We start from the raw sequence: 21,001 nt of genomic DNA on the forward strand, positions 1-21,001 counted from the left end.
CATGACAAAATCAAAACTATTCGGCCTCACCGCTTACGTGGTGTTTCTGCTGCTGCCGATTTATTGGCTTCTTAATATGTCGTTCAAAGAGAATCAGGAGATTCTGAGTGGCTTGAGCTTTTTCCCAGAGAGCTGGACGTTCCGCAACTATCAGGTGATTTTTGAAGATCCAAGCTGGTACATGGGCTATGTGAATTCCATCATCTACGTTGTGATGAACATGGTCATCACGCTGGCCGTCGCACTGCCTGCTGCGTATGCGTTTTCGCGCTATCGCTTTGTCGGCGACAAGCACCTGTTTTTCTGGTTGCTCACCAACAGAATGGCGCCACCTGCGGTGTTCTTGTTGCCCTTCTTCCAGCTGTATTCATCGGTTGGGCTGTTTGACACCCATATTGCCGTCGCCCTTGCGCACTGTTTGTTTAATGTGCCTTTAGCGGTGTGGATCTTGGAAGGGTTTATGTCGAGCGTACCCCGTGAAATTGACGAAACCGCCTACATCGACGGTTACACCTTCCCGAAATTCTTCGTCAAAATTTTCTTGCCGATGATCCGCTCAGGCATTGGGGTAACCGCTTTCTTCTGCTTTATGTTCAGCTGGGTCGAGCTGCTCTTAGCCAGAACGCTCACCTCAGTCGATGCCAAACCGATTTCCGCGGTCATGACTCGAACCGTCAGTGCCTCGGGTATTGATTGGGGCGTATTGGCGGCGGCTGGTGTGCTCACCATTCTACCGGGCATCTTAGTAATTTGGTTTGTGCGTAACCACGTGGCGAAAGGCTTCGCCCTCGGACGAGTTTAAGGAGACACATCATGAATTGGATGGCATGGACTACTCCATCAGCACTGTTTTTTACAGGGATCGCCTTGATCCTTGTCACCATGACGATTTTGGAAATCAAGTCCCCGTGTGTAGAACGCAAAGGCTTTTTGCCTATATCAACCACGCGTGGCGATCGGCTTTTTATTGGGTTACTGAGCGGAGCTTTCATTCATTTGGGGTTCATTGGACTCAGTGAAATCAATATTTGGGTGCCTTTTACTGTCTCTGTAATTTGGCTATGTACCGTACTGAAATGGGGATGATGACGCACTAAGAACACTAAATCGTGTTTTAAAACATAACGTTATAACGTGAAATGGATAAATAACAGGAGTTATTAGTAATGCAAAAGGATATGAAGAAAACCTACTTAGGTCGTTGTATGGCTCTGGCTCTGCTGATGACAGCCGTGTCACCGATGGCGTCTGCCGATATGGCCGCAGCGAAAAAATGGCTGGAATCAGAATTTACGCCATCGACCCTTTCTGTTGATAAACAGCAGGAAGAGATGCAATGGTTCATTGATGCGGCCCAGCCTTTTAAAGGCATGGAAATCAATGTGGCTTCCGAAACCATTACCACTCATGAGTACGAATCGAAAGTCTTGGCGAAAGCTTTCTTTGAAATCACAGGTATCAAGGTTAACCACGATTTGATCCAAGAAGGTGACGTCGTAGAAAAACTGCAAACCCAAATGCAAACGGGTCGTAACATTTACGATGCGTACGTGAATGACTCCGACTTGATTGGTACGCACTTCCGCTATGGCAAAGTGGTGCCCATCAGTGATTTCATTGAGGGCGAAGGTGCCGTCGTCACCAACCCCATGCTGGATCTGAAGGACTTTATTGGTCTGAGCTTTACAACAGGGCCCGACGGCAAAGTATACCAACTTCCAGATCAACAGTTTGCTAACCTTTACTGGTTCCGTGCCGACTGGTTTGAACGCGAAGATTTGAAAGCGAAGTTTAAAGACGCGTACGGTTATGAGCTGGGGGTGCCCCTTAACTGGTCTGCTTATGAAGACATCGCTGAGTTCTTTACCGACAAAGTCAAAACCATCGATGGCGAGCCAGTATACGGCCACATGGACTACGGTAAGAAAGATCCCTCTTTGGGCTGGCGCTTCACCGACGCATGGTTCTCCATGGCCGGTGCGGGTGACAAAGGCATTCCAAATGGTTTACCTGTCGACGAATGGGGTATTCGTATTGAAGGTTGTCGACCTGTTGGCTCCGATGTATCTCGTGGTGGTGCAACCAATGGCCCCGCTGCCGTTTACGCGACAACGAAATACGTGGATTGGTTGAAGAAATACGCGCCACCAGAAGCTCAAGGCATGACCTTTGGTGAAGCAGGTCCTGTACCGGCACAAGGTTCTATCGCGCAGCAAATCTTCTGGTACACCGCCTTTACTGCAGATATGACGAAGCCTGGATTGCCAGTGGTGAACGAAGACGGCACACCAAAATGGCGCATGGCACCTTCGCCACGCGGCCCATACTGGGAAGACGGCATGAAACTGGGTTACCAAGATGCGGGTTCTTGGACCTTCTTGAACAGCACACCACTTGATCGCCGTAAGGCAGCATGGCTGTACGCGCAGTTTGTTGTCTCTAAATCTGTGAGTTTGAAGAAAACGCTGGTTGGTCTAACGCCAATTCGTGAATCGGACATCAACTCACAAGCGATGACCGACGCTGCACCTAACTTAGGTGGCCTGGTCGAGTTCTATCGCAGCGATGCACGCAAGCAATGGACACCAACGGGCACAAACGTACCAGACTATCCAAAACTGGCTCAGTTATGGTGGCAATACGTGTCTGAAGCGGCCAGTGGTGAGAAAACCCCACAAGAGGCAATGGATGGCTTGGCGAAAGCGCAAGACAAAGTACTTCAACGCCTAGAGCGCAGTAAAGCTCAGGGGGAATGTGGTCCTAAGCTCAACCCTGAAAAAGGCGCGGAATACTGGCTCGCTCAGCCGGGTTCTCCAAAAGCCAAATTGGCCAACGAGAAACCTCAGGGTAAAACCATGGCATACAAAGATCTGATCGCTTCTAAGTAATCTAAGTCATTAGATTCTATATAAGAAGTTCAGATCACCTTATTTGCTTCTGGCTCAGGGAATCCAGAAGCAAACCCGCCAGCAATGTGTAGGGCATTGCTGGCTTTTTTTGCCGATTAATGAGAGCCGAAGTCCGCTCACCATTTACCGAAATACGTTTTAAAATCCAACAATCAAAGACTATAGGTGATTCATAAATTGCCTAAAGCTTGCCTGGCATTTTCTATTTCAATCGAATGCTCAATCATTATTCTTCTGTTGTCTCCAGTAGCCTCATCACCACAAGGCTTTCCATTAAATTTAATATCAGAACTTGAATATACGTTCAGATTATCGAGGAAAGTTCCGCTCCCCCCACCCCCTTTATACATTAATGTTGTTTTCCCTATTGATCTAACGGTCGGTTTTATGAATTCTTCCTTGGTATCTTGCCGGATTTATAAGCTCATCTATAGGTAATACTGCTGCCCCTAGTTGAGGTTGTTCATCCGTTGTTGCTCTTAATATTTTAGGCGGCTTAATGGAAAAATCTTCACCCAATTCTTTCTCATTGCTCACCGCTTTTTGGATTTGATTGATCAGACTAGAATGCAATGTTCCACCAATCACAATCGCATCTGGGGCAAAGGTTCGAGCAATCACTAAACAAAGCCAAGTTATCTGCTCTACCGAACGCACTACCCACTGTTTTACGCAAGGGGTTTCTAGGTGTTCTTCCGTTAGTTGGTCCAATCGATCCAAGTCATAACCTTCCCTCACTAACGTGTCCAATAGGTTCTGGCCCGATGGCCTTGGCTTCGACTTTGGAAATAATCCTGAAAACTCCGCAGCAACTTGGCTATGCCCCAAATAAAGGCTCTGATTGATAACAGCAGCGCCACCAATTCCATATGATAGCCAGATGTAGCAATAATGTTGATAGGACTTACAAGCACCATAATAAAGTTCCGCGAGACAAGCGGCCTTAGCATCATTGATGTGGTAGACAGGAAATTCAAAATACTTGGCAAGCTCGTTTCGAAAATCGATGGAAGGCCACTCAGAAAATTGTTGAGTTTTCAGGGTTCTTCCCGGTGTATCGGTATGTTGACCAGGGTAACTCACCCCGCACCCGACCACTCGAGACACATCACGCCCAGACTTCGACAGCTGCTGATGTATGCTTTCGCTCGCCTTCGTCAAAATCGTATGAAATCCCCTATCTTCAATCGGCATCTGCTCCTGAGAAAGGATGTTCCCTTCCAGATCTGCCACGCAAGTAAACAAAGTATCTGGGTCAAAATAAACGCCAGTCGTCAGCAAACTTTCTGATTTAAGTTTTAATAATTTGGAGGGAAAACCTTTTTGACCTTTTTTGGAAGGATCTGGGATCTCTTCCACGACGCCATGCTCAAGTAACTCATTGGTTAATCTGGTGATAGTTGCAGGTGTAACGCTCAGCTTTTTGGTTAACGTCGCCCGAGTTTGTGGTCCGTGCCTACGAATATGCGCCACTATCCGGCGAATGTTCAGTTTTGCAAAAATGTTTACCACCATTTTTATACCATTTACTTCATTTTATTGGTTTTTTGGATAATCGCACTGACAGCCTCCCGATGAAATCGAAGATCAGTAAACTTTGATCCACTTCAAATCAATTTAAATGTTAAGAATATGTTTCAAATATTATTTTACATAATGAAAATTAATATATATTATCATTTTCATCAACAAGGATGTAGCGATATTCAATGGTATAAAAGGGAGTAAACAATATGCGTTTTAGTAATAGATTTGCGTCAAAAATACTGTCTATGGCTGTGGTGGGGCTTGCGACTTTTAGTTCACACGCGGCAGAAGTCATCACGGTTTATACAGCCGCACCTCAGAAATTTGTCGATGCTTTAGTACCCAAATTTGAAAAACAAACTGGCATGGAAGTGCAAGTAATTAAAGCGGGATCAGGAGAATTACTGAACCGCCTTACAGCGGAAAGTGACAAGCCTGTTGCTGATGTTTTATGGAGTGTTGATGGCACAGTAATCGATTTCAATCCAACGTTGTTTAGCCCATATAAATCGGTGCATGCCGAAAGCCTCATTCCAGGTTTGGTGAAAAGTGATGCATGGTCACCGTTTACCGCTGTGGTCATGGTATTCATCGTCAATAAAGCGAAACTCAAAGGTCTTAAGGCTCCTACAAGTTGGCTAGATTTATCTAAGCCTGACTATAAGAACTTAATTTCCTCAGCAAGGGCTGATCGCTCTGGTTCCGCCTTTATTCAATATGCGACGGTGATGCAAATCTTTTCAACGGAAGAAGAAGCCGCGCGAGTTTACAAAGGTGCACTGAAAAATTTTGTGCTCTCCAACAGCTCTGGCGCCGTTCCTCGATTTGTTAATGATGGCGAGTCTCCAATCGGGATCACATTGGAAGATGCGGCTCTGCAATACAAAGAAGGCGGGGGTCCAGTAGACATCGTTTATCCATCAGAAGGCACCGCGCTAGCACCCGATGCGATAGCAAAAGTCGCTGGTAGCCCAAATGGGAAAGGGGCCGAAAGATTCATTGATTTCATTCTTTCGAAAGAAGGTCAAGAAATCGTCGCTTCTCTTGGTCGCCGACCAGTACGCAGTGATGTGGCATCCAATCCGCTTCTGATGCCGTTATCTTCCGTTCCAGTCATGGACTACGACTTTAAATGGGCCGCAGAAAACCGCGCTCGCCTTATTGAAAACTGGGCTGACTGGGTATTAGACGTTCAGTAAATTTTTCAAATAACGACTTGCTAGGCAGTGGCTTAAGAAAGAGTCACTGCCCCTTTCAATCAAACTAAAGAGGTGCTGCTATGGCCGCCGTACAAATTAATGGAATAAGAAAGCAGTATGGTGACGTTGTCGCATTGTCCAATATCGATATTTCTATTGAATCGGGTTCTTTTTACACATTACTTGGACCAAGTGGATGTGGGAAAACAACCTTACTTCGCACCATTGCAGGATTCCATCGTCAAAATTCTGGAACCATTTTTGTGGACTCCGAATCAATAGAGAATAAGCCAGCGCACCAACGGGATGTTGGTATGGTTTTTCAAGATTATGCGGTCTTCCCTCACTTAAGTGTGGAAGAGAATGTCGCCTTTGGTCTTAAGCAACGCAGAGTGGCAAAAAGAGAAATAGACACTCGTGTTTTAGACGCATTGAAAATGGTTCAACTTTCTGAGTTTGCCAAACGCATGCCCCATGAACTCAGTGGTGGGCAACAACAGCGTGTTGGACTGGCCAGAGCCATCGTTATTAACCCAACCGTATTGCTGATGGATGAACCGCTGTCCAACTTAGACGCCAAACTTCGGGTCGAACTGCGCGCTGAACTCCGTAAGATCCAGCAACGAATGGGCATGACAACGGTATACGTGACACACGATCAGGAAGAGGCTCTGGCGATGTCGGACACGGTTTGTGTTATGTACAAAGGCATCATTCAACAAGCCGCGCCTCCGTTTGAGGTGTACAACCGCCCTGCCAATCGCTTTGTTGCCAATTTCGTTGGGGGAAACAATTTTCTTAGAACATTCAATCAATCCAGCCAACTTACGTTGGTGAGCAATAATCAAGTGATTGGGGATTACCCTGCGGATTTTAATTCGTCGATGGGCATTGTGGCAGCCATACGTCCTGAAGCGATCACGGTACATACAACGCCAACTAACGAGTGCGGTTTTGTTATCACAGTCACGGTTGACCAAGTGAGCTTTATTGGCCGAGAAATGGAAGTGCATGGCAGAACAAGTGATGGCGAAACCATCAAAGCCGTAACGCGTCCAGAAGAAACCATTATGAATATCAAAGAAGGGGACAGAGTCTTTATGGCCTTTGACCGGAAAGACGTTTCCTTGTTTGAAGATACTGAGATGGGGAGAAGATTACAATGAGTGCCTCACACAGTGCTTCAACGGACGGAATGTTCTTCAAAGTCCGACAATTGGACTTCTGGTCATTTGTGTCAATAGCTACCGTAGCCATACTGTTCATTTTACTCATATTGCCGATCTTCAGCGTATTTGTTGTGAGTTTTTTTGATGCCAATACCGGTGCGTTTACGCTTGATAATTACATTAAGGTTTTTACCAAAAACTATTATCTGACCGGACTGAAAAATTCACTCTATGTCGGCTTTATGGGAACGCTTGGCGCATGCTTACTTGGCGTACCCCTTGCCTTCTTTACGGCACGATTTCACATTTTAGGAAAGCAATTGATATCCACACTGGCCATTTTAGTGCTGGTAGCCCCTCCATTTATTGGGGCTTACGCGTGGATTATGATGTTTGGATCCAATGGCTTTGTCACCAACTTTTTTGCTCAATTTGGAATTGAAACCACCACAATATATGGAGCAGGCGGCGTCATACTCGTCTTCACTTTGAAGTTCTTTCCTTTTGTGTACTTGATGACACAAACAGCCCTTAAGTCCGTGAACAAATCTTTTGAAGATGCCGCAGAGAATCTGGGGTGCAACGCGCTTGAACGTTTTTTTAAAATCACGTTACCACTTGTGTTTCCAGCAGTGAGTACGGGCGCCATTATATGTTTCGTTCTGTCTATTGCTGACTTTGGGACACCCGCCATTCTGGGTCGTGGTTTTAGAACACTGTCGACCATTGCCTATTCGGCATACACCTCTGAATTGGGCGGAAAGCCAACAATGGCCGTCACCATTTCCTTAGTGATGATGGCGATTTCCATGCTTGCACTTTTGGCTCAACGTAAAATATTGGCTAAACGTCGGTATGCCAGTGCGTTGACGAATCGACCAGTCGTGAACACATTGAAAGGGTTGCCAAACCTATTGATTCATGTGTTTTGTTATGCCGTGGTGTTGATCGCCATGTTACCTACAATGGTGGTCGTTTATACCTCATTTTTACAAACCAGTGGACCCGTATTCACTGGAGGATTTAGCCTACAAAGTTATGCCCGAGTAATCAACGATGCGCCAGAGGCCATTGTGAATAGCTTTTCTTTTGCGCTTATAGCCGTCGCGCTCATCGCCATATTCTCCGGTCTCATTTCTTACCTCATTGTCCGCCGAGATACCAAAACGTCCGGTATGATAGATTTATTGATGATGGTGCCCTACCTTGTCCCCGGTGTTGTTATCGCCATTGGCTTCGTAACAACATTCAGAACTGGGCTTTTCGACCTTACGGGTACGGCGGCAATTATCGTCATGATCTACTTTATAAGACGGCTTCCCTATGGCGTCAGATCAACCACGACCAGCCTAAGACAAGTCAAACCATCACTGGAAGAAGCGGCCATAAACTTAGGAGCCAATCCTTTAAAAGCCTTTATTACCGTAACGGTCCCATTGATTTTACCGGGGCTAATTGTCGGGTCATTAATGAGCTTTATCACTGCCATTAACGAGTTGTCATCGACCTTAATTCTATACAACTCCGGCACGGTGACCATGCCAATTAAAATCTACATTTCCGTTTTGGATGGGGAATTTGGTCTTGCCGCTGCGCTATCAACCATTCTATTGGTGAGCACTGGACTCTGTGTCTATACCGTTTTCAAATTCTCTGATGACAGTGAATCCTCTTTTGTCTAACCCTTTTTCATCTAGAGTACAGCCATGAATATAAGTGCCTTTTCACATTCGAAATACCGTAATAATCAACACTCGGGTGATGACGCCATGCTCATCATTCCTGGCAAGATCATTGCGATATTGGATGGCGCAACCGACCCATATACGGCGCAGGAGAGTTCGGGTCGATACGCATCCCATTCCATTGGGGAGATTTGCGCCCGTCTTTTCAGTGACAAGCGAATGATGGAATCGTCCTCTGAATCCATTTTACGGGCTATCTCCAGCCACTTTGCTCAACAGTTGAAAAGGAAAAGCTTTGTTTATGGCCCCTCCACAACCTTGTCGCTGGCTTTCTTCATGGATCAACAGGTTCGAGTGATTAACATTGGGGATTCGGGGATTCGAGTCAACGGTACCGATGTGTATTGCTATCACAAGCCTGTCGATGCCATCACAACAACAGCAAGAGTTGCGATATACCAATGCCTAAAGAAAACGATCTCAGAGCACGATTCTTTGGAACAAATAACACGGGAAATCTCTTTTCATGGATTGGAACGTGGGTTGAAGTGCCAGTTTATAAACAAGCATGATGTCGAGAACATACTTGCAGATGTGCTGAACCAACACGGTCAACCTGCAATACACCAAGATATCGAACAGTTTATTCTTAAGGGGATTATCAGCCAGAAAGTTTACGCCAACCGAGAGGGTCACCCGCTTGGATTTAGTACGCTAAATGGCAATGTCCCTCTGATGGATGACGTCATTGAGGCCACTTTGAATCTGGAAGAGGTTAAAACGTTGGAATTTTTCACCGACGGGTACTTAACCTTACCGAATGGTACAAAAGCCCAGGATTGGGAAAAAGAGCATGCTCGTGTAGAAAAGATTGATTTGGCTAAAGTGTCTAGCTTCAAGAATATCAAAGGTTCCACATCAACAGAATTCTTTGACGATCGTTCTGTTATTTCTGTCGAAATGCCAATGCACTAAACCCCATCGCCTTGTGCCAAGCTTTGGTCGCTATCTCCCCCTCCCCCTATTTTTATAGCGACCCTTTTTATGAGCGCTACTTGATGGCTCTTTACTTAATGAATTCTTACTTAACCTCCGCTTTAAATAAAAGCACATCACCCATTGAATGCACGACAAACGGTGTAATACGTCCTTTTTAGAACGCGGGGCTGCTGGCTAAACCTTTGCCAATAATCTATGCCTAAACATAAATACCGATAAGAATAAACCGAAACATAGATAGGCGTATCCAGAGACCGAAAAAGCAAAAAGCCCAGCGTCAATCGCTGGGCTTTCTTCTTCATTCATACACTCTGTTAATCGTCGCTAGGCGGCACTGGCTTTTTCTTCTTAGGCATAAACACCTGATCACCCACCGCCACGTTCGTGAGGAAGGTTTTATCACGCTGAGCTGGCTTCTTAGCGCCATTCTTCGATTGAGGCTTGCGTTGCTTCTTGGCGTCGCCCGCCTTTTTGCGAAAGTCTGGCTTACGCGGCTTAATGCCTTTGAATTTGCCTTCCAATCCTTCCAGCACAGAAAAAGAAAGATCTTGTTGTAAGAAGTTCTCTACGCGCTTAAAGCTATCCCAATCTTTAGGACCAACAAGCGATACGGCATTTCCTTTGTTCCCCGCACGACCAGTACGACCCACGCGGTGCACGTATTCTTCTGTATGCTTGGGCATATCAAAGTTAATGACGTGAGTGACACTCGCAATATCGAGCCCACGAGAGGCGACATCCGTCGTCACCAATATTTTAAATACATGGCGCTCAAACTGGCTCATGATGGTGTTGCGTTGGGTCTGGTTTAAGTTGCCGCTCAACGCAACGGCTTTCAACTGTTTCTCATTCAACTCATTCGTCAATCGCTCGGTATCAGAACGCGTTGCCGTAAAGATGATAACCTGACGGTATTCAGACTCTTCCAAGATGCGATTCATGATCGCCTCTTTATGATCAAGATGATCACAAAGGTAGAACGTTTGAGTGATGTCTTTGTGCTCTTCGTTCGCACTGCCAACCGAAATGCGTTTTGGTGCATTCAACATTTCAGACGCAATGTCGTTCACTTCCGCATGATCCAACGTTGCTGAAAACATGAGCGTCTGACGACGACGATGTTTTGCGGCATTGTGAATTCGGCGAAGCTCTGGGGCAAAGCCCAAATCCAGCATTCTGTCTGCTTCATCGAGTATCAGCGTATCCACACCATCAAGAAACAGAGAGCGGTGCTCTAAGTGGTCGGCCAAGCGTCCTGGTGTGGCGACAATAAATTTAGGGTATTTACGAAGTGCTTTAACCTGATCGTTAAAGTTTTCACCGCCCAAAATAAGGGTCGCGTCGTAAGACAAACCGCCTAACATGGCACGAAGTTCACCGTAAACCTGTTTGGCAAGTTCACGGGTTGGCGCCAAAATCACCCCTCTTGGATCTTTCGCAGAGAAAGCTTTGGTTTTAAGCGCTTTATGAAGCAATGGTAATACGAATGCCAGCGTCTTACCCGATCCGGTTTTAGACGATGCCAACAGGTCTTTACCTGCGATTGCAACGGGAATGGATTGACGTTGAATATCCGTTGCTTGCTTGAAGTCGTAATGCTTCAGGTTTTTCAATAAGCGATTATCTAGCCCTAAGTCTTTAAATTGCAAAGGATTCTCCAATAAGGTGGTACAAGGTATTTGATCAGCGCCGTATGATAACTCTTTTTAAGGACCAGATCACAAAAAATAGTCGCTAGACTGACTCTTCCGCTCAGCTTCTCGATAAATCATTATGTCACGCTATCTACAACTTTGTCATTTTCATGTTAGATTTTAGAACGATGCCGTCAGATAGCGGATTTTTGTGCCATATTAGAGACTCGTAACGACATGTGAGATATACGGATTTACGTTTTGTCACATGCAGCACTATGATTGAGTAGCAACCTTTCATACCTAAACAATTAGAGCCTTTTTTAGAGTCATTTATAAAAGTGCTTTATGTGCAGGAATTTAGGGAATAAAACAAGCTACAAAAAAAATGTCCAACAAGGAGTTCTTATGAACAACAAATTACTTTTAGCAGCGGGTATTTCTTCAGTATTGTTTTTGGCAGGTTGTTCTGGCACGCCAGACACGACTTCTAACAAACTGGATGAGTTGACTAATCAAGTTCAGCAGCTCAGTCAGCAAGTTTCCTCGCTTCAATCTTCCCAAGAAAGAGCGAGCATGAAAGCAGAAGAAGCCGCTTCGGCAGCGAATGGGGCGAAGAATGCTGCGATGTCAGCTCAACAAGAAGCGGCACGTGCAAACAGCCGTATCGATAACATCGCGCAGTCTTACACCAAGTAAGCGCAGAGACTCAGATGGGGGGCGTTTTTTACCCCCCTGATACCTTCGCTTGCAGCTGGCTATAAACGGCTGAAACCCAAATACCTACGGCGTGGCAATTTCGATTGGCACGCCGTTTTGTACTTGAACCGCTGCTTTCGCTTTGGCATCTGAAATATTAAACTCATCCATCCACCAGCTCAATTCCCTTGGCAACTCGAGCCTGGCTTGAACGCCTTTGCTGTTGGTTAATGGTTCATGAACTTCAATGAACACACTTCTGTCGGGTTCCAGCGACATTTTGATCGGCTGATTGATGACCCTCACCTGCTCACCTTCACTGGCTTGATTAAACAGCCACTCGATGTCTCGGGGTTCCATTCGGATGCAACCTGCACTCACACGTAGCCCAATGCCAAAATCTTTATTGGTGCCGTGAATCAGATATTCACCCGATCCGTAAGCCAAACGCATGGCGTAATCACCCAAAGGGTTTTCGGGCCCCGCGGGAACCACTCTTGGTAGGCTGATGCCTTTTTCAGCGTATTCTTTACGGATCGATGCCGGGGGCGTCCATGTTGGGTTTGGAATTTTACTCGAAATCCTCGTGACCATCTCGGGTGTATCTCGCCCTACTCGACCAATGCCCACCGGGAACACGTGCACAATGTCTTTGCCTTTGGGGTAATAATACAATCGAAGTTCTGGCAAGTTGATCACAATGCCCTTTCTGGGGACATTAGGAAGAATAAAGCGGGTTGGAATCTCCAGCACTGAACCTTCTGGGGGAAGGAACGGGTCGTAACCTTTATTCGCCGCCATAAGTGAAAGAAAGCCAACATCGTATTGCTTAGCGATAAGCGCGAACGTTTCTCCCTCTTGAACCACATGCCGCTGCACTGTCCCTGCCAAGTTGCTTCCTTCAATAGGCAGTGGAAAGGTGGCTGCTGAAACCGACGATGCAACCAAGGACACTAACCAAACACCAACAACTGCTTTCTTCATTCCTATTTTTTACCTTAATTTCGTTCAATCGGCGGCATGTCAGCGATACATGTACCTCGCCAACATACCTACCCTTTTGCTTTTTTATACATACTTAACGCCAGAACACGCTGGGTTTTATGGTCAACAACACGCTCGGGGTAGTCCAGAGTGTGACTTTCCGGCCAAGTCCAAGGCTGATGAATGTATTTCGATGGCACCTGTTTGAGCTCTGGAACCCAATGGCGAACAAATTCACCTTGAGCATCGAATTTTTCTCCCTGAGCAATCGGGTTGAAAATTCGAAAATACGGCTGCCCATCACATCCTGTTGAAGCCGACCATTGCCAGCCTCCATTATTTGCGGCGTAATCTGCGTCTACGAGTTTCGACAGAAAATAATCTTCTCCCCAACGCCAGTCGATCAACAAGTCCTTGGTGAGAAAGCTTGCCACAATCATTCGAAGCCGATTATGCATCCAACCCGTCGTATTGAGTTGCCTCATTGCGGCGTCCACGATCGGATAACCGGTGGCCCCCTTTTTCCAACGCTCAAACCACGCCTCGTTATTATGCCACTCAAGATCAAGCGCCCAGTCAACAAACGGTAAGCCTTTGCTTAATTTTGGTTCAAATTCGAGCAAATGTTGATAAAACTCTCGCCACACCAACTCACTCAACCACGCTTGCTCCCCTTCATTCAGATCTTTGATATTACGTTGATAAGCTAAACGAGCCACACACTGCCTAACAGAAAGAAAGCCCAATGCCAAATAGGGAGACAGTTTGCTGGTGCCTTCAATACTGGGGAAGTCTCGATCTTCTTTATAGCGAGCAACGCTTTTCTCATCACTGGAAGGGTTTTCAGCGCAAAACGCTCGAAGCTGATGAATGAGCGATTCCGTATCAACGTCATAGTCACTGCTGTCTGCCCGAGCGTAGCTGAAATGACACGTTGAACTGAATTCGCGCACCCAAGGTTGAAGAAACGCAATATCCGGCATTTCAATGTTGCCCGTTTTCAAACGAGGAAAAACAGAGACGCCAGAGAGTGAAATCCAACTTAACCACGCACGCTTAAACGGTGTGAACACTTTGAAATATTCACCTTTCTTGTTCAATACGCGCCGCGGAGGCAAAACACATTTGTCGTGATACAGATGCAATTTTTTGGAGGAAGGGCAACGGCTTTCGATGGACGAGTCTCGCTGCTTTTCGTTCCACTCATATTCGATATTGGCGTGTATGGCTTGAATGTTGTCGTCGGTAAGCAGCTTGCACATTAAGTCGGCTTGTTCTGCAAACGTCGATACTTCAGCGTACACCAAAGGCACATTCAGCTCATGCAACTCCCGCTGCAATTCATACAAACGCCGATAAATCAAATCCGCTTGAATCGGTGCAAGATGGTGGGAGGCCCATTGCTGAGGTGTCGCGACATACAGCGCGATGACGGGTTTGCCCGTCGCGACGGCTTGAGAAAGAGCCGTGTTATCCAATGTTCTTAAATCACGACGAAACCAAACCAATTGCATACTATTGTTATTCTTCAATTTGATTGAAATACACTTGTTGAATGATAGGAGAGTACCCCACTTCATACAAATCTAACGAAGAGAGTGCCTTAATATTGCTCGCTATTTTGCTACTGATGTTTTTGCTGCAATGAAAATAAACCAGAGAAAAAGCGTGCGCATCCAACATATCTGGCAACCCGCTCACCTCTTCTACCCCTTCCAGTATGGTGACGCGCTTCCCAGTATCTGACAGCAAAAGTGCGTGAATTCGCGTGTCCACGCTTCCGGGCGCATCGAAGCTGACAAGTAACGCATTTTGATTCTGAGGTACTTTTTTGCTCTGACAATATTTGTTTTCAGCGTCGATAATCCGGTTGGATACCGACATCATTAATGAACGAAACAAGGCCATTTGAAGCGAACGCTGTGTTCCTTTAACGGCTTCCAATGCATCTTGAACGGGGTATATCACCTTATTCACGATGTGTGGAGTTGGGTATTCTTTGAACAAAGAAGACAACATTTTATCGCCTTTCTGAGCGTCCATCTTGGCAATGGATTCCAGCAGGAGGTCCACTTCTTTTAAGGGGGCTTCACTGCCTTCCGATTGATCCGGTTGTGACCCACCACGAATCAGCTCTTTGACTTTCCCTATCAGAACCCCTTTGTTGATCCAGCCTTGAATTTCACGTATGGCATCAATGTCTTGCTGCGAAAAAAGACGGTGCCCTTTTTGAGTTCGCTTGGGTTGTATCAAACCGTAACGCCTTTGCCATGCGCGTAGAGTGACCGGTTTGATTCCGGTCATCTCAGAGACCTCTCGAATCGCATATCGAGGGCTATCGTCGTTAAGATCTTTCATACTTAAAAGCTCTTACAGTCCATATCTTAATCTCAGTTCTTGCGGGTAAGGATCCAAAAAGCGTTGCGTGGCTAAATATTGGTCTGGGTACGAATTCAAGTAGTGTTTAATCAACGTTAACGGAGCCAGCAATGGCAATAAACCTTGGCGATAATCTTGGATCGTCTCCGCCAGCTCTTGCTTTTGGCTTTTATCCAGATCTCGCTTGAAATACCCCTGAAGGTGCATCAAAACATTGGTGGTGTTTTTACGGCTTGCTCGGTGCTTAAGCGCGTTCATCAATTCGTTACGATACTGAATGTAGAAAGCTTGGGCATCGTAATGCTTAATGTTGGCCACCAAACGCCCGATGGAACGATAGGACTCAGGGTGATGCGCCATTAAGCTGAGTTTGTACCGTGAATGAAACTGAACGATTTTCCCCGGTGTCGGTTTGCCACCCATGGACTGGTAAAAATCGTGCAGGGCATACACACGCGCAATAAAGTTTTCTTTTAAAAATTGATCATGCAATCGCCCGTCTTCTTCAACAGGCAACCACGGCATCTTTTCCATTAGCACCTTGGTGTAAAGCCCCACCCCATTTTTTTCGGCGCTGTTCTTCTTGTACACCTTGACCCGCTCCATTCCGCAGGTTGGCGACTTTGCACACACAACGTAGCCGCACAAATTCTCAGAGATCAGCGCTTCCACTTTACTCTCTGAGAAGTCCATCATGCGTTGCGTGTATTCTTGGCTCGGATTCTTTGTTTCGACCAACGCGATGCGTTCTTCGTCGCTGATAAGACGAATCGTCGGGCGAGGAACCGGAAGCCCTATTCCAACCTCGGGGCAGACCGGAACAAACCTGACGTACTCCGAAAAGTCTTTAGTTAAAAAGTGATTGATTTTGTGCCCAGAGTCGAAGCGCACTTTCTCTCCAATTACACACGCACTTACACCAATTTTAATTTCATTCGCTGCCATGGTTTCCTCCCCAACCGATGCCATCGGCTTGGTTATTTTGTACAAGTATTTTTCTTGTACAAGGATCTATAGCATTTCGATCACATCGATACAAAAAATATTTTTGTATCGATTATGTCACTCCGCCAAATCCTCACCGTGGCTATTGGTGTAATGAATTGATTAACCTCCATTATATCTCTCGAATATTGCTGACTGTTTTTTGTATTTCAATGAAAGCAGCGTACCGCTGACGGTGGATATCCGCCACTTCTCCTGTCGCGGGCACATATTGCTCACCAAAATGCGACATGGTTTTCATTGCGTCAAACACATCGGTAAACGCACCAGCCGCAACGGCGGCCATAATGGCACTTCCAAGCATCACAGGCTCCGCTGCCACAGGCGCAACAATAGGTAACGCTGTCGCGTCAGCCAATATTTGACGAATAAGCGGATCTTGCCCTGCCCCACCACTGACGACGACCTGCCGCACATGAATGCCCTTTGCCGATTGCGCATCGATGATCTGTTTCAATCCATACGCTAAGCCACATAGCCCTGCAACATACAGTTTGACCAAGCTCTCTATAGAGTCGTCCATATCGAGCCCCAGCACGGCTCCCCGCGCATCTGGGTCAGCGTGAGGGGCTCTGTTCCCTAGAAACTCAGGGAGAACATGCAGCCCTTTGGCAAGAAAAACGGCATCGCTGAGTGACGGGCAAAGCGCTTTCGCCTGCTCAGACAAATATTGAACTGGCGTGCAACATTGAATGTGCGCTATGGCTTTCAGTTCAGGAAACGCGGGATGCGATTGAATCAAATGATCCATAGCGGCGCCCGCCGCCGATTGTCCCGCTTCATTGAGCCACATTCCAGGGATCATCGCGGAATAATACGGTCCCCAAACGCCTGCAACCAAGGTTTGGGTTGAAGACGTGGTCATGGTGCAAGCGGATGTGCCAAACACATACGCTAGGCTAGCGGTTGGATCCGAAATGCCTTGCTCATTGATCGCCCCAACGGAACCGACGCCCCCCGCGTGCGCATCAATTAGCCCTGCCGCAACCGCCGTCCCCACTGGTAAGCCCAAATGCGCTGCCGCGTCTTGTGTTAAACCTTGTGCGAGCGGTGTACCCGGTGCGACCGCTGTGCTCCCTATCTTGGCAAAGTTGCCGTGTGTTAATTCGTTGAGCCCAAACTGATTAAAGTACGTCTCATCCCAGCGGTTTTCGTGCGCAAGGTAAGTCCACTTGCATACGGTGGTACAAATGGAGCGTAAAAGCGACCCGCTGGACTTCCACGTTAGATAGTCGGTTAAGTCAAAAAAGTGCTTCGCGTTCAAGTACGTTTCTGGCAGATTTTCTTTTAACCACAACAGCTTTGGCGTTTCCATCTCGGGTGAAATGCGGTTCCCCACATAATGAAGAACTGAGTGCCCTTCTTCATTGATGCGCTTGGCCTGCGGCGTCGCACGTTGATCCATCCACACAATCACGTTTCTGTCGGCATTATTGTGACTACCCACAGGCAGAGGCTGATCCTCATCACCAATCACCACCAAAGAACATGTCGCATCAAATGAAATACCAATCACGTGGTGCTTATCGATGCCCGCCTTGCTCACCGCTGCGCGAACGCAACCGCCTACGGCATCCCAAATTTGATCTGAGGATTGCTCATACCTCGCGTTTTCATTGCTGAACATCAGCACATCGTACTTTGCGGTACTGAGCTCTTTTCCTTGGAGATCATACACCCCAGCACGAGCACTGCCTGTTCCTACATCCACCCCAACGACGTATTTGTCTGCAAATTGCACGTTGCTTGCTTTCATTGATAGCACTCCGTTTCTCTTTCCCTATTTGTGGCAATGCGCTTGAGCAAAGCGCTTAGAGCTCCACACTATTGGGTAGAATAACCAAATCTCGAACCGTGACACCCGGTGAACGTGTCAGCATAAAAACAATGGAGTCGGCCACTTCCTCGGCTTGCATTAGGCTGCCATTTGCCAGCGCCTCTTCCATTTTGTCTTTTGGCCAATCATCCAAAAGCGCGGTCACAACCGGCCCTGGCGCCACCGCTCCCACGCGTATCGAGTGAGGGATCAATTGACGTCGTAGCGAATGCACAAACGCCTGAATGGCGTGTTTGGATGCGGTGTAAATAGGTTCGTAAACCACGGGAACAAAGCCTGCTATCGAGCTGGTCACCACAATATCCCCACATTTCTGCTCAATTAAATGCGGCAGCACCGCTTTAATGGATCGAAAGACCGCATTGATATTGAGATTCAACATGCGATCCCATTCATCCGGATCCCCTTCGGCGAAGATCCCCCCAACATAGGCCCCTGCGTTGGCGTGAAACCCATTCAATTTGCCTTGGGTCAGCGCGAGAATGCCTCCGAGCATGCCCGAGACCTGATGCGGATCCATCAAATCCACCACTAAAGGCAACGCCAACGTACCCAACTCTTCGCAGGCCTTTTCTAAACCGTCTTGACTTCTATCGATCAGGACAACGGTTGCCCCTTCATCAATCAACGCCTTGGCGCAAGCGAATCCAATTCCAGATGCCGCACCGGTTATCGCGTAAACCTTTCCTTCAATGTTCATTTTCATGGGTTCTCTCCCTTATTCATCACAACCGATTTTTTGATACCGGTGCGGAGGTTTAAGCTTTACCGTGAGAAACACGGCTTCGGCGAGCAACACTATCGATAATGACAGCAACGGCGAGAACCGCGCCAGTGATCATGTAACGATGGGCCGAAGAAAGATTGAGCAGCGTCAAACCACTCGCGATAGACTGAATAACAATAATGCCAAGCAACGCCGACCAAGCCGAACCGCGACCACCAAACAGACTGGTTCCCCCAATCACGGCCGCAGCAATAGCGTTGAGATTGACATCGCCGGTTCCTGCCTGTTGGCTTGAAGACGCCAAACGTGCCGCCGCAAGTACGCCCCCTAACGTTGCCAACGTTGAACAAGTCACAAAAGCGCTGACGTAGATGGCTTTAACGTTGATGCCGGCACGGCGAGCCGCTTCTGCGTTTCCACCCACCGCCAACATGTACCGCCCCCATTTGGTGCGAGTGAGCGCATAGTTGAGCGCGACCACAAGGAAAACAAACAAACCAAACATCCATGGAATGCCGCGTCCTTGGTTCAAATACGCGCTAACCGCGAGCAGCACTGACGTTATCACCAGTGCTTTCATCCAGATGAACTTGGCACTCTTTGCGGACAGGTTTGCCGACTGGCGTTTGCGCCTAAGCGTCCATTCAGAAAAAGCAATAACGCCACCCGCCAAAACAGACAGAGAATAAGAAACCCAATCAGGCATCACCATCAGTTGCCCAAAATTCACCATTGCAGACCCATAAGGCAAATTGATGGATCCTGTGGAACCCAGCAAATACAGCTGTAAACCAAGCAACGCAAGCAATCCAGCGAGGGTTGAAACAAAACTCGGCATACCGAAACTGTTTCTCAGCGACGCGTATGCCAAGCCCACCATGGCACCAAAACATAGGCTGATTCCGATGGCGATACCCAGTGGCACACCTTGGCTCACCCAAAGCACCCCCAAAATCGCTGATCCAACGCCGCTCATCGAGCCAACGGATAAATCGATTTCGCCCAGCATCAAAACGCAAACAATGCCTAATGCGATGATGCCAACGGTCGAGCTATCAAAAAGCAGGTTAACGAGGTTATTAGGGGACAAAAATATCGGATTGATGTAGGTAAAAATCCCCCAAATGAGAATTAACCCAATCACGACAGGCAACGAGCCTAAATCACCAGACTTTACCTGATCGATACATTGACGAAGGTATCCAGCCGCACCAATAGCATGCGTGACGCGGGCATCGCTTCTATCCAGTAAATGATGGGGGTTTGGCGTAGTATTCGAGGAATGACTCATGCTCTTTTCTCCTCTTTCTCTGCGGAGGACACCTTATCCATACGATTCGCCCGCGCCATTGCGGCATTATCGGTGGCGCCAGTTATCGCTCCTATCAACGCTTCGTTGGAAGCATCCGCTTTAAATACCCCATTGTTTTTGCCTAATCGTAGCACCACGACTCGGTCGGCAACGGCACGCACATCCTGCATGTTATGGGAAATCATGATCACTCCTAACCCTTTGGCTTTTATACGCTCAACCAAGTTCAATACCTCCGCCGTTTGCGCGACCCCTAATGCCGCAGTGGGCTCATCCAGCATCACGATTTTAGGATCGAGCAATAACGAACGCGCAATCGCTACCGTTTGACGCTGCCCACCAGACAGAGACGCAACAACATCTCGCACACTGGGTATGCGAGCGGCTAACTCATTGAGCAATTGCCAAGATTTGACTTCCATTTCAGTCTCATCCAGATGCAGGCTGTTTCTCTCTTGTCCTAAAAATATATTCGCGACGACATCGAGGTTTTCACAGAGGGCGAGATCTTGAAAAACCGTGGCAATCCCCAGATCCAGCGCATCGCTTGGTTTATTGAAATCAACCTCTTTTCCTTCAAACGTAATCGTGCCTGAGGTTAATGCATGTGCACCTGCAAGGATCTTAATGAGGGTAGATTTCCCTGCCCCGTTATCGCCCACCAGTGCCACCACTTCACCAGGGTAAACATCAAGATCGATATTGGTTAACGCGGCCACCGCACCAAAATTTTTAGATACGTTACGCAAGCTTAAAATGGGCTGTATGTCCCCTGCTGGGCCCCATTCGTTTTGATTTGACTGTCCTTGGACTTGTTCTTGAACTGAACTGTTCGACGCCATAACACTTACTCCATTCAAGGCGTTTTCTATTCAACACTTTTCGTTTAACGCTGTTTCCATCTGCACTTCGAGACTCGTTTTCACAACGTAATGA

The 21,001-nt window shown here is 47.1% G+C and carries 18 protein-coding genes; 8 read left to right on the forward strand and 10 right to left on the reverse strand.

The features are described 5' to 3' along the window. The first annotated feature begins 1 nt into the window (after position 1). The 3 genes from HC752_RS05085 to HC752_RS05095 all read left to right on the forward strand — a co-directional run bounded on the left by HC752_RS05085 (position 2) and on the right by HC752_RS05095 (position 2,888). Positions 2-802: a carbohydrate ABC transporter permease gene (locus HC752_RS05085; protein WP_190334037.1), complete on the forward strand. Its 801-nt coding sequence runs from the start codon at positions 2-4 to the stop codon at positions 800-802. 11 nt (positions 803-813) lie between these two features. After that, positions 814-1,086 (forward strand): DUF2160 domain-containing protein, encoded by a 273-nt coding sequence (locus HC752_RS05090; protein WP_190334038.1) that lies wholly within the window; start codon positions 814-816, stop codon positions 1,084-1,086. Between the two features lie 80 nt (positions 1,087-1,166). Beyond that, on the forward strand, positions 1,167-2,888 hold the full coding sequence (locus HC752_RS05095) for an ABC transporter substrate-binding protein (RefSeq protein ID WP_190334039.1): 1,722 nt from the start codon (positions 1,167-1,169) through the stop codon (positions 2,886-2,888). A 393-nt stretch (positions 2,889-3,281) separates the two neighbouring features. Here HC752_RS05095 and HC752_RS05100 read toward each other — a convergent pair whose 3' ends face one another. Further along, positions 3,282-4,424, reverse strand: a complete 1,143-nt coding sequence (locus tag HC752_RS05100) for an ROK family transcriptional regulator (protein WP_190334040.1) — start codon at positions 4,422-4,424, stop codon at positions 3,282-3,284. A 218-nt stretch (positions 4,425-4,642) separates the two neighbouring features. On the opposite strand from HC752_RS05100, the gene HC752_RS05105 reads away from it, so the two are divergent. From HC752_RS05105 to HC752_RS05120, 4 genes are all read left to right on the forward strand, one after another. Further along, positions 4,643-5,635 (forward strand): extracellular solute-binding protein, encoded by a 993-nt coding sequence (locus HC752_RS05105; RefSeq protein WP_190334041.1) that lies wholly within the window; start codon positions 4,643-4,645, stop codon positions 5,633-5,635. 80 nt (positions 5,636-5,715) lie between these two features. After that, positions 5,716-6,801, forward strand: coding sequence for an ABC transporter ATP-binding protein (locus tag HC752_RS05110; RefSeq protein WP_190334042.1), 1,086 nt, complete (start codon positions 5,716-5,718; stop codon positions 6,799-6,801). After that, a complete protein-coding gene (locus tag HC752_RS05115; RefSeq protein WP_190334043.1) occupies positions 6,798-8,486 on the forward strand; it encodes an ABC transporter permease in 1,689 nt (562 codons plus the stop codon). Before HC752_RS05110 ends, HC752_RS05115 begins: the two co-directional genes overlap by 4 nt. 24 nt (positions 8,487-8,510) lie before the next feature. Next, complete coding sequence (locus HC752_RS05120) at positions 8,511-9,464, forward strand: protein phosphatase 2C domain-containing protein (protein ID WP_190334044.1); 954 nt, start codon at positions 8,511-8,513, stop codon at positions 9,462-9,464. Between the two features lie 338 nt (positions 9,465-9,802). Here HC752_RS05120 and HC752_RS05125 read toward each other — a convergent pair whose 3' ends face one another. Continuing rightward, positions 9,803-11,149 carry a DEAD/DEAH box helicase gene (locus HC752_RS05125; RefSeq protein ID WP_190334045.1) on the reverse strand — a complete coding sequence of 449 codons (1,347 nt, stop codon included), beginning with the start codon at positions 11,147-11,149 and terminating at the stop codon, positions 9,803-9,805. A gap of 381 nt (positions 11,150-11,530) precedes the next feature. On the opposite strand from HC752_RS05125, the gene HC752_RS05130 reads away from it, so the two are divergent. After that, on the forward strand, positions 11,531-11,821 hold the full coding sequence (locus HC752_RS05130) for an Lpp/OprI family alanine-zipper lipoprotein (RefSeq protein WP_190334046.1): 291 nt from the start codon (positions 11,531-11,533) through the stop codon (positions 11,819-11,821). A gap of 84 nt (positions 11,822-11,905) precedes the next feature. On the opposite strand, the gene HC752_RS05135 is transcribed toward HC752_RS05130, so the two are convergent. The 8 genes from HC752_RS05135 to HC752_RS05170 form a co-directional block, all read right to left on the reverse strand. Beyond that, entirely contained in the window at positions 11,906-12,805 is a 900-nt protein-coding gene (locus tag HC752_RS05135; protein WP_190334047.1) for a L,D-transpeptidase family protein, read from the reverse strand. A gap of 68 nt (positions 12,806-12,873) precedes the next feature. Then, positions 12,874-14,319, reverse strand: a complete 1,446-nt coding sequence (phrB, locus tag HC752_RS05140; RefSeq protein ID WP_190334048.1) for a deoxyribodipyrimidine photo-lyase — start codon at positions 14,317-14,319, stop codon at positions 12,874-12,876. 7 nt (positions 14,320-14,326) lie between these two features. Then, complete coding sequence (locus HC752_RS05145) at positions 14,327-15,163, reverse strand: MerR family transcriptional regulator (RefSeq protein WP_190334049.1); 837 nt, start codon at positions 15,161-15,163, stop codon at positions 14,327-14,329. A gap of 12 nt (positions 15,164-15,175) precedes the next feature. Next, the gene (locus HC752_RS05150; RefSeq protein ID WP_190334165.1) at positions 15,176-16,129 is read right to left on the reverse strand and encodes a YbgA family protein; all 954 of its coding nucleotides are present in this window, start codon (positions 16,127-16,129) and stop codon (positions 15,176-15,178) included. A gap of 172 nt (positions 16,130-16,301) precedes the next feature. Next, the gene (locus HC752_RS05155) at positions 16,302-17,945 is read right to left on the reverse strand and encodes an FGGY-family carbohydrate kinase (protein ID WP_190334050.1); all 1,644 of its coding nucleotides are present in this window, start codon (positions 17,943-17,945) and stop codon (positions 16,302-16,304) included. 55 nt (positions 17,946-18,000) lie between these two features. Continuing rightward, positions 18,001-18,732, reverse strand: a complete 732-nt coding sequence (locus HC752_RS05160; RefSeq protein ID WP_190334051.1) for an SDR family oxidoreductase — start codon at positions 18,730-18,732, stop codon at positions 18,001-18,003. Positions 18,733-18,784: 52 nt separating this feature from the next. Continuing rightward, on the reverse strand, positions 18,785-20,044 hold the full coding sequence (locus HC752_RS05165; protein WP_190334052.1) for a sugar ABC transporter permease: 1,260 nt from the start codon (positions 20,042-20,044) through the stop codon (positions 18,785-18,787). After that, positions 20,041-20,907 (reverse strand): ATP-binding cassette domain-containing protein, encoded by an 867-nt coding sequence (locus tag HC752_RS05170; protein WP_190334053.1) that lies wholly within the window; start codon positions 20,905-20,907, stop codon positions 20,041-20,043. Before HC752_RS05170 ends, HC752_RS05165 begins: the two co-directional genes overlap by 4 nt. Positions 20,908-21,001 lie beyond the last annotated feature (94 nt).

The sequence above is a fragment of the Vibrio sp. S9_S30 genome, from assembly GCF_014694455.1.
Classification (GTDB): Bacteria; Pseudomonadota; Gammaproteobacteria; order Enterobacterales; family Vibrionaceae; genus Vibrio.

Excerpts from the sequence above, each read along its gene's own strand:
- HC752_RS05085 (WP_190334037.1), top strand. The coding sequence starts at position 2 with ATGACAAAATCAAAACTATTCGGCCTCACCGCTTACGTGGTGTTTCTG.
- HC752_RS05090 (WP_190334038.1), top strand. The coding sequence starts at position 814 with ATGAATTGGATGGCATGGACTACTCCATCAGCACTGTTTTTTACAGGG.
- HC752_RS05095 (WP_190334039.1), top strand. The coding sequence starts at position 1,167 with ATGCAAAAGGATATGAAGAAAACCTACTTAGGTCGTTGTATGGCTCTG.
- HC752_RS05100 (WP_190334040.1), bottom strand. The coding sequence starts at position 4,424 with ATGGTGGTAAACATTTTTGCAAAACTGAACATTCGCCGGATAGTGGCG.
- HC752_RS05105 (WP_190334041.1), top strand. The coding sequence starts at position 4,643 with ATGCGTTTTAGTAATAGATTTGCGTCAAAAATACTGTCTATGGCTGTG.
- HC752_RS05110 (WP_190334042.1), top strand. The coding sequence starts at position 5,716 with ATGGCCGCCGTACAAATTAATGGAATAAGAAAGCAGTATGGTGACGTT.
- HC752_RS05115 (WP_190334043.1), top strand. The coding sequence starts at position 6,798 with ATGAGTGCCTCACACAGTGCTTCAACGGACGGAATGTTCTTCAAAGTC.
- HC752_RS05120 (WP_190334044.1), top strand. The coding sequence starts at position 8,511 with ATGAATATAAGTGCCTTTTCACATTCGAAATACCGTAATAATCAACAC.
- HC752_RS05130 (WP_190334046.1), top strand. The coding sequence starts at position 11,531 with ATGAACAACAAATTACTTTTAGCAGCGGGTATTTCTTCAGTATTGTTT.
- HC752_RS05135 (WP_190334047.1), bottom strand. The coding sequence starts at position 12,805 with ATGAAGAAAGCAGTTGTTGGTGTTTGGTTAGTGTCCTTGGTTGCATCG.
- phrB (WP_190334048.1), bottom strand. The coding sequence starts at position 14,319 with ATGCAATTGGTTTGGTTTCGTCGTGATTTAAGAACATTGGATAACACG.
- HC752_RS05145 (WP_190334049.1), bottom strand. The coding sequence starts at position 15,163 with ATGAAAGATCTTAACGACGATAGCCCTCGATATGCGATTCGAGAGGTC.
- HC752_RS05150 (WP_190334165.1), bottom strand. The coding sequence starts at position 16,129 with ATGGCAGCGAATGAAATTAAAATTGGTGTAAGTGCGTGTGTAATTGGA.
- HC752_RS05155 (WP_190334050.1), bottom strand. The coding sequence starts at position 17,945 with ATGAAAGCAAGCAACGTGCAATTTGCAGACAAATACGTCGTTGGGGTG.
- HC752_RS05160 (WP_190334051.1), bottom strand. The coding sequence starts at position 18,732 with ATGAAAATGAACATTGAAGGAAAGGTTTACGCGATAACCGGTGCGGCA.
- HC752_RS05165 (WP_190334052.1), bottom strand. The coding sequence starts at position 20,044 with ATGAGTCATTCCTCGAATACTACGCCAAACCCCCATCATTTACTGGAT.
- HC752_RS05170 (WP_190334053.1), bottom strand. The coding sequence starts at position 20,907 with ATGGCGTCGAACAGTTCAGTTCAAGAACAAGTCCAAGGACAGTCAAAT.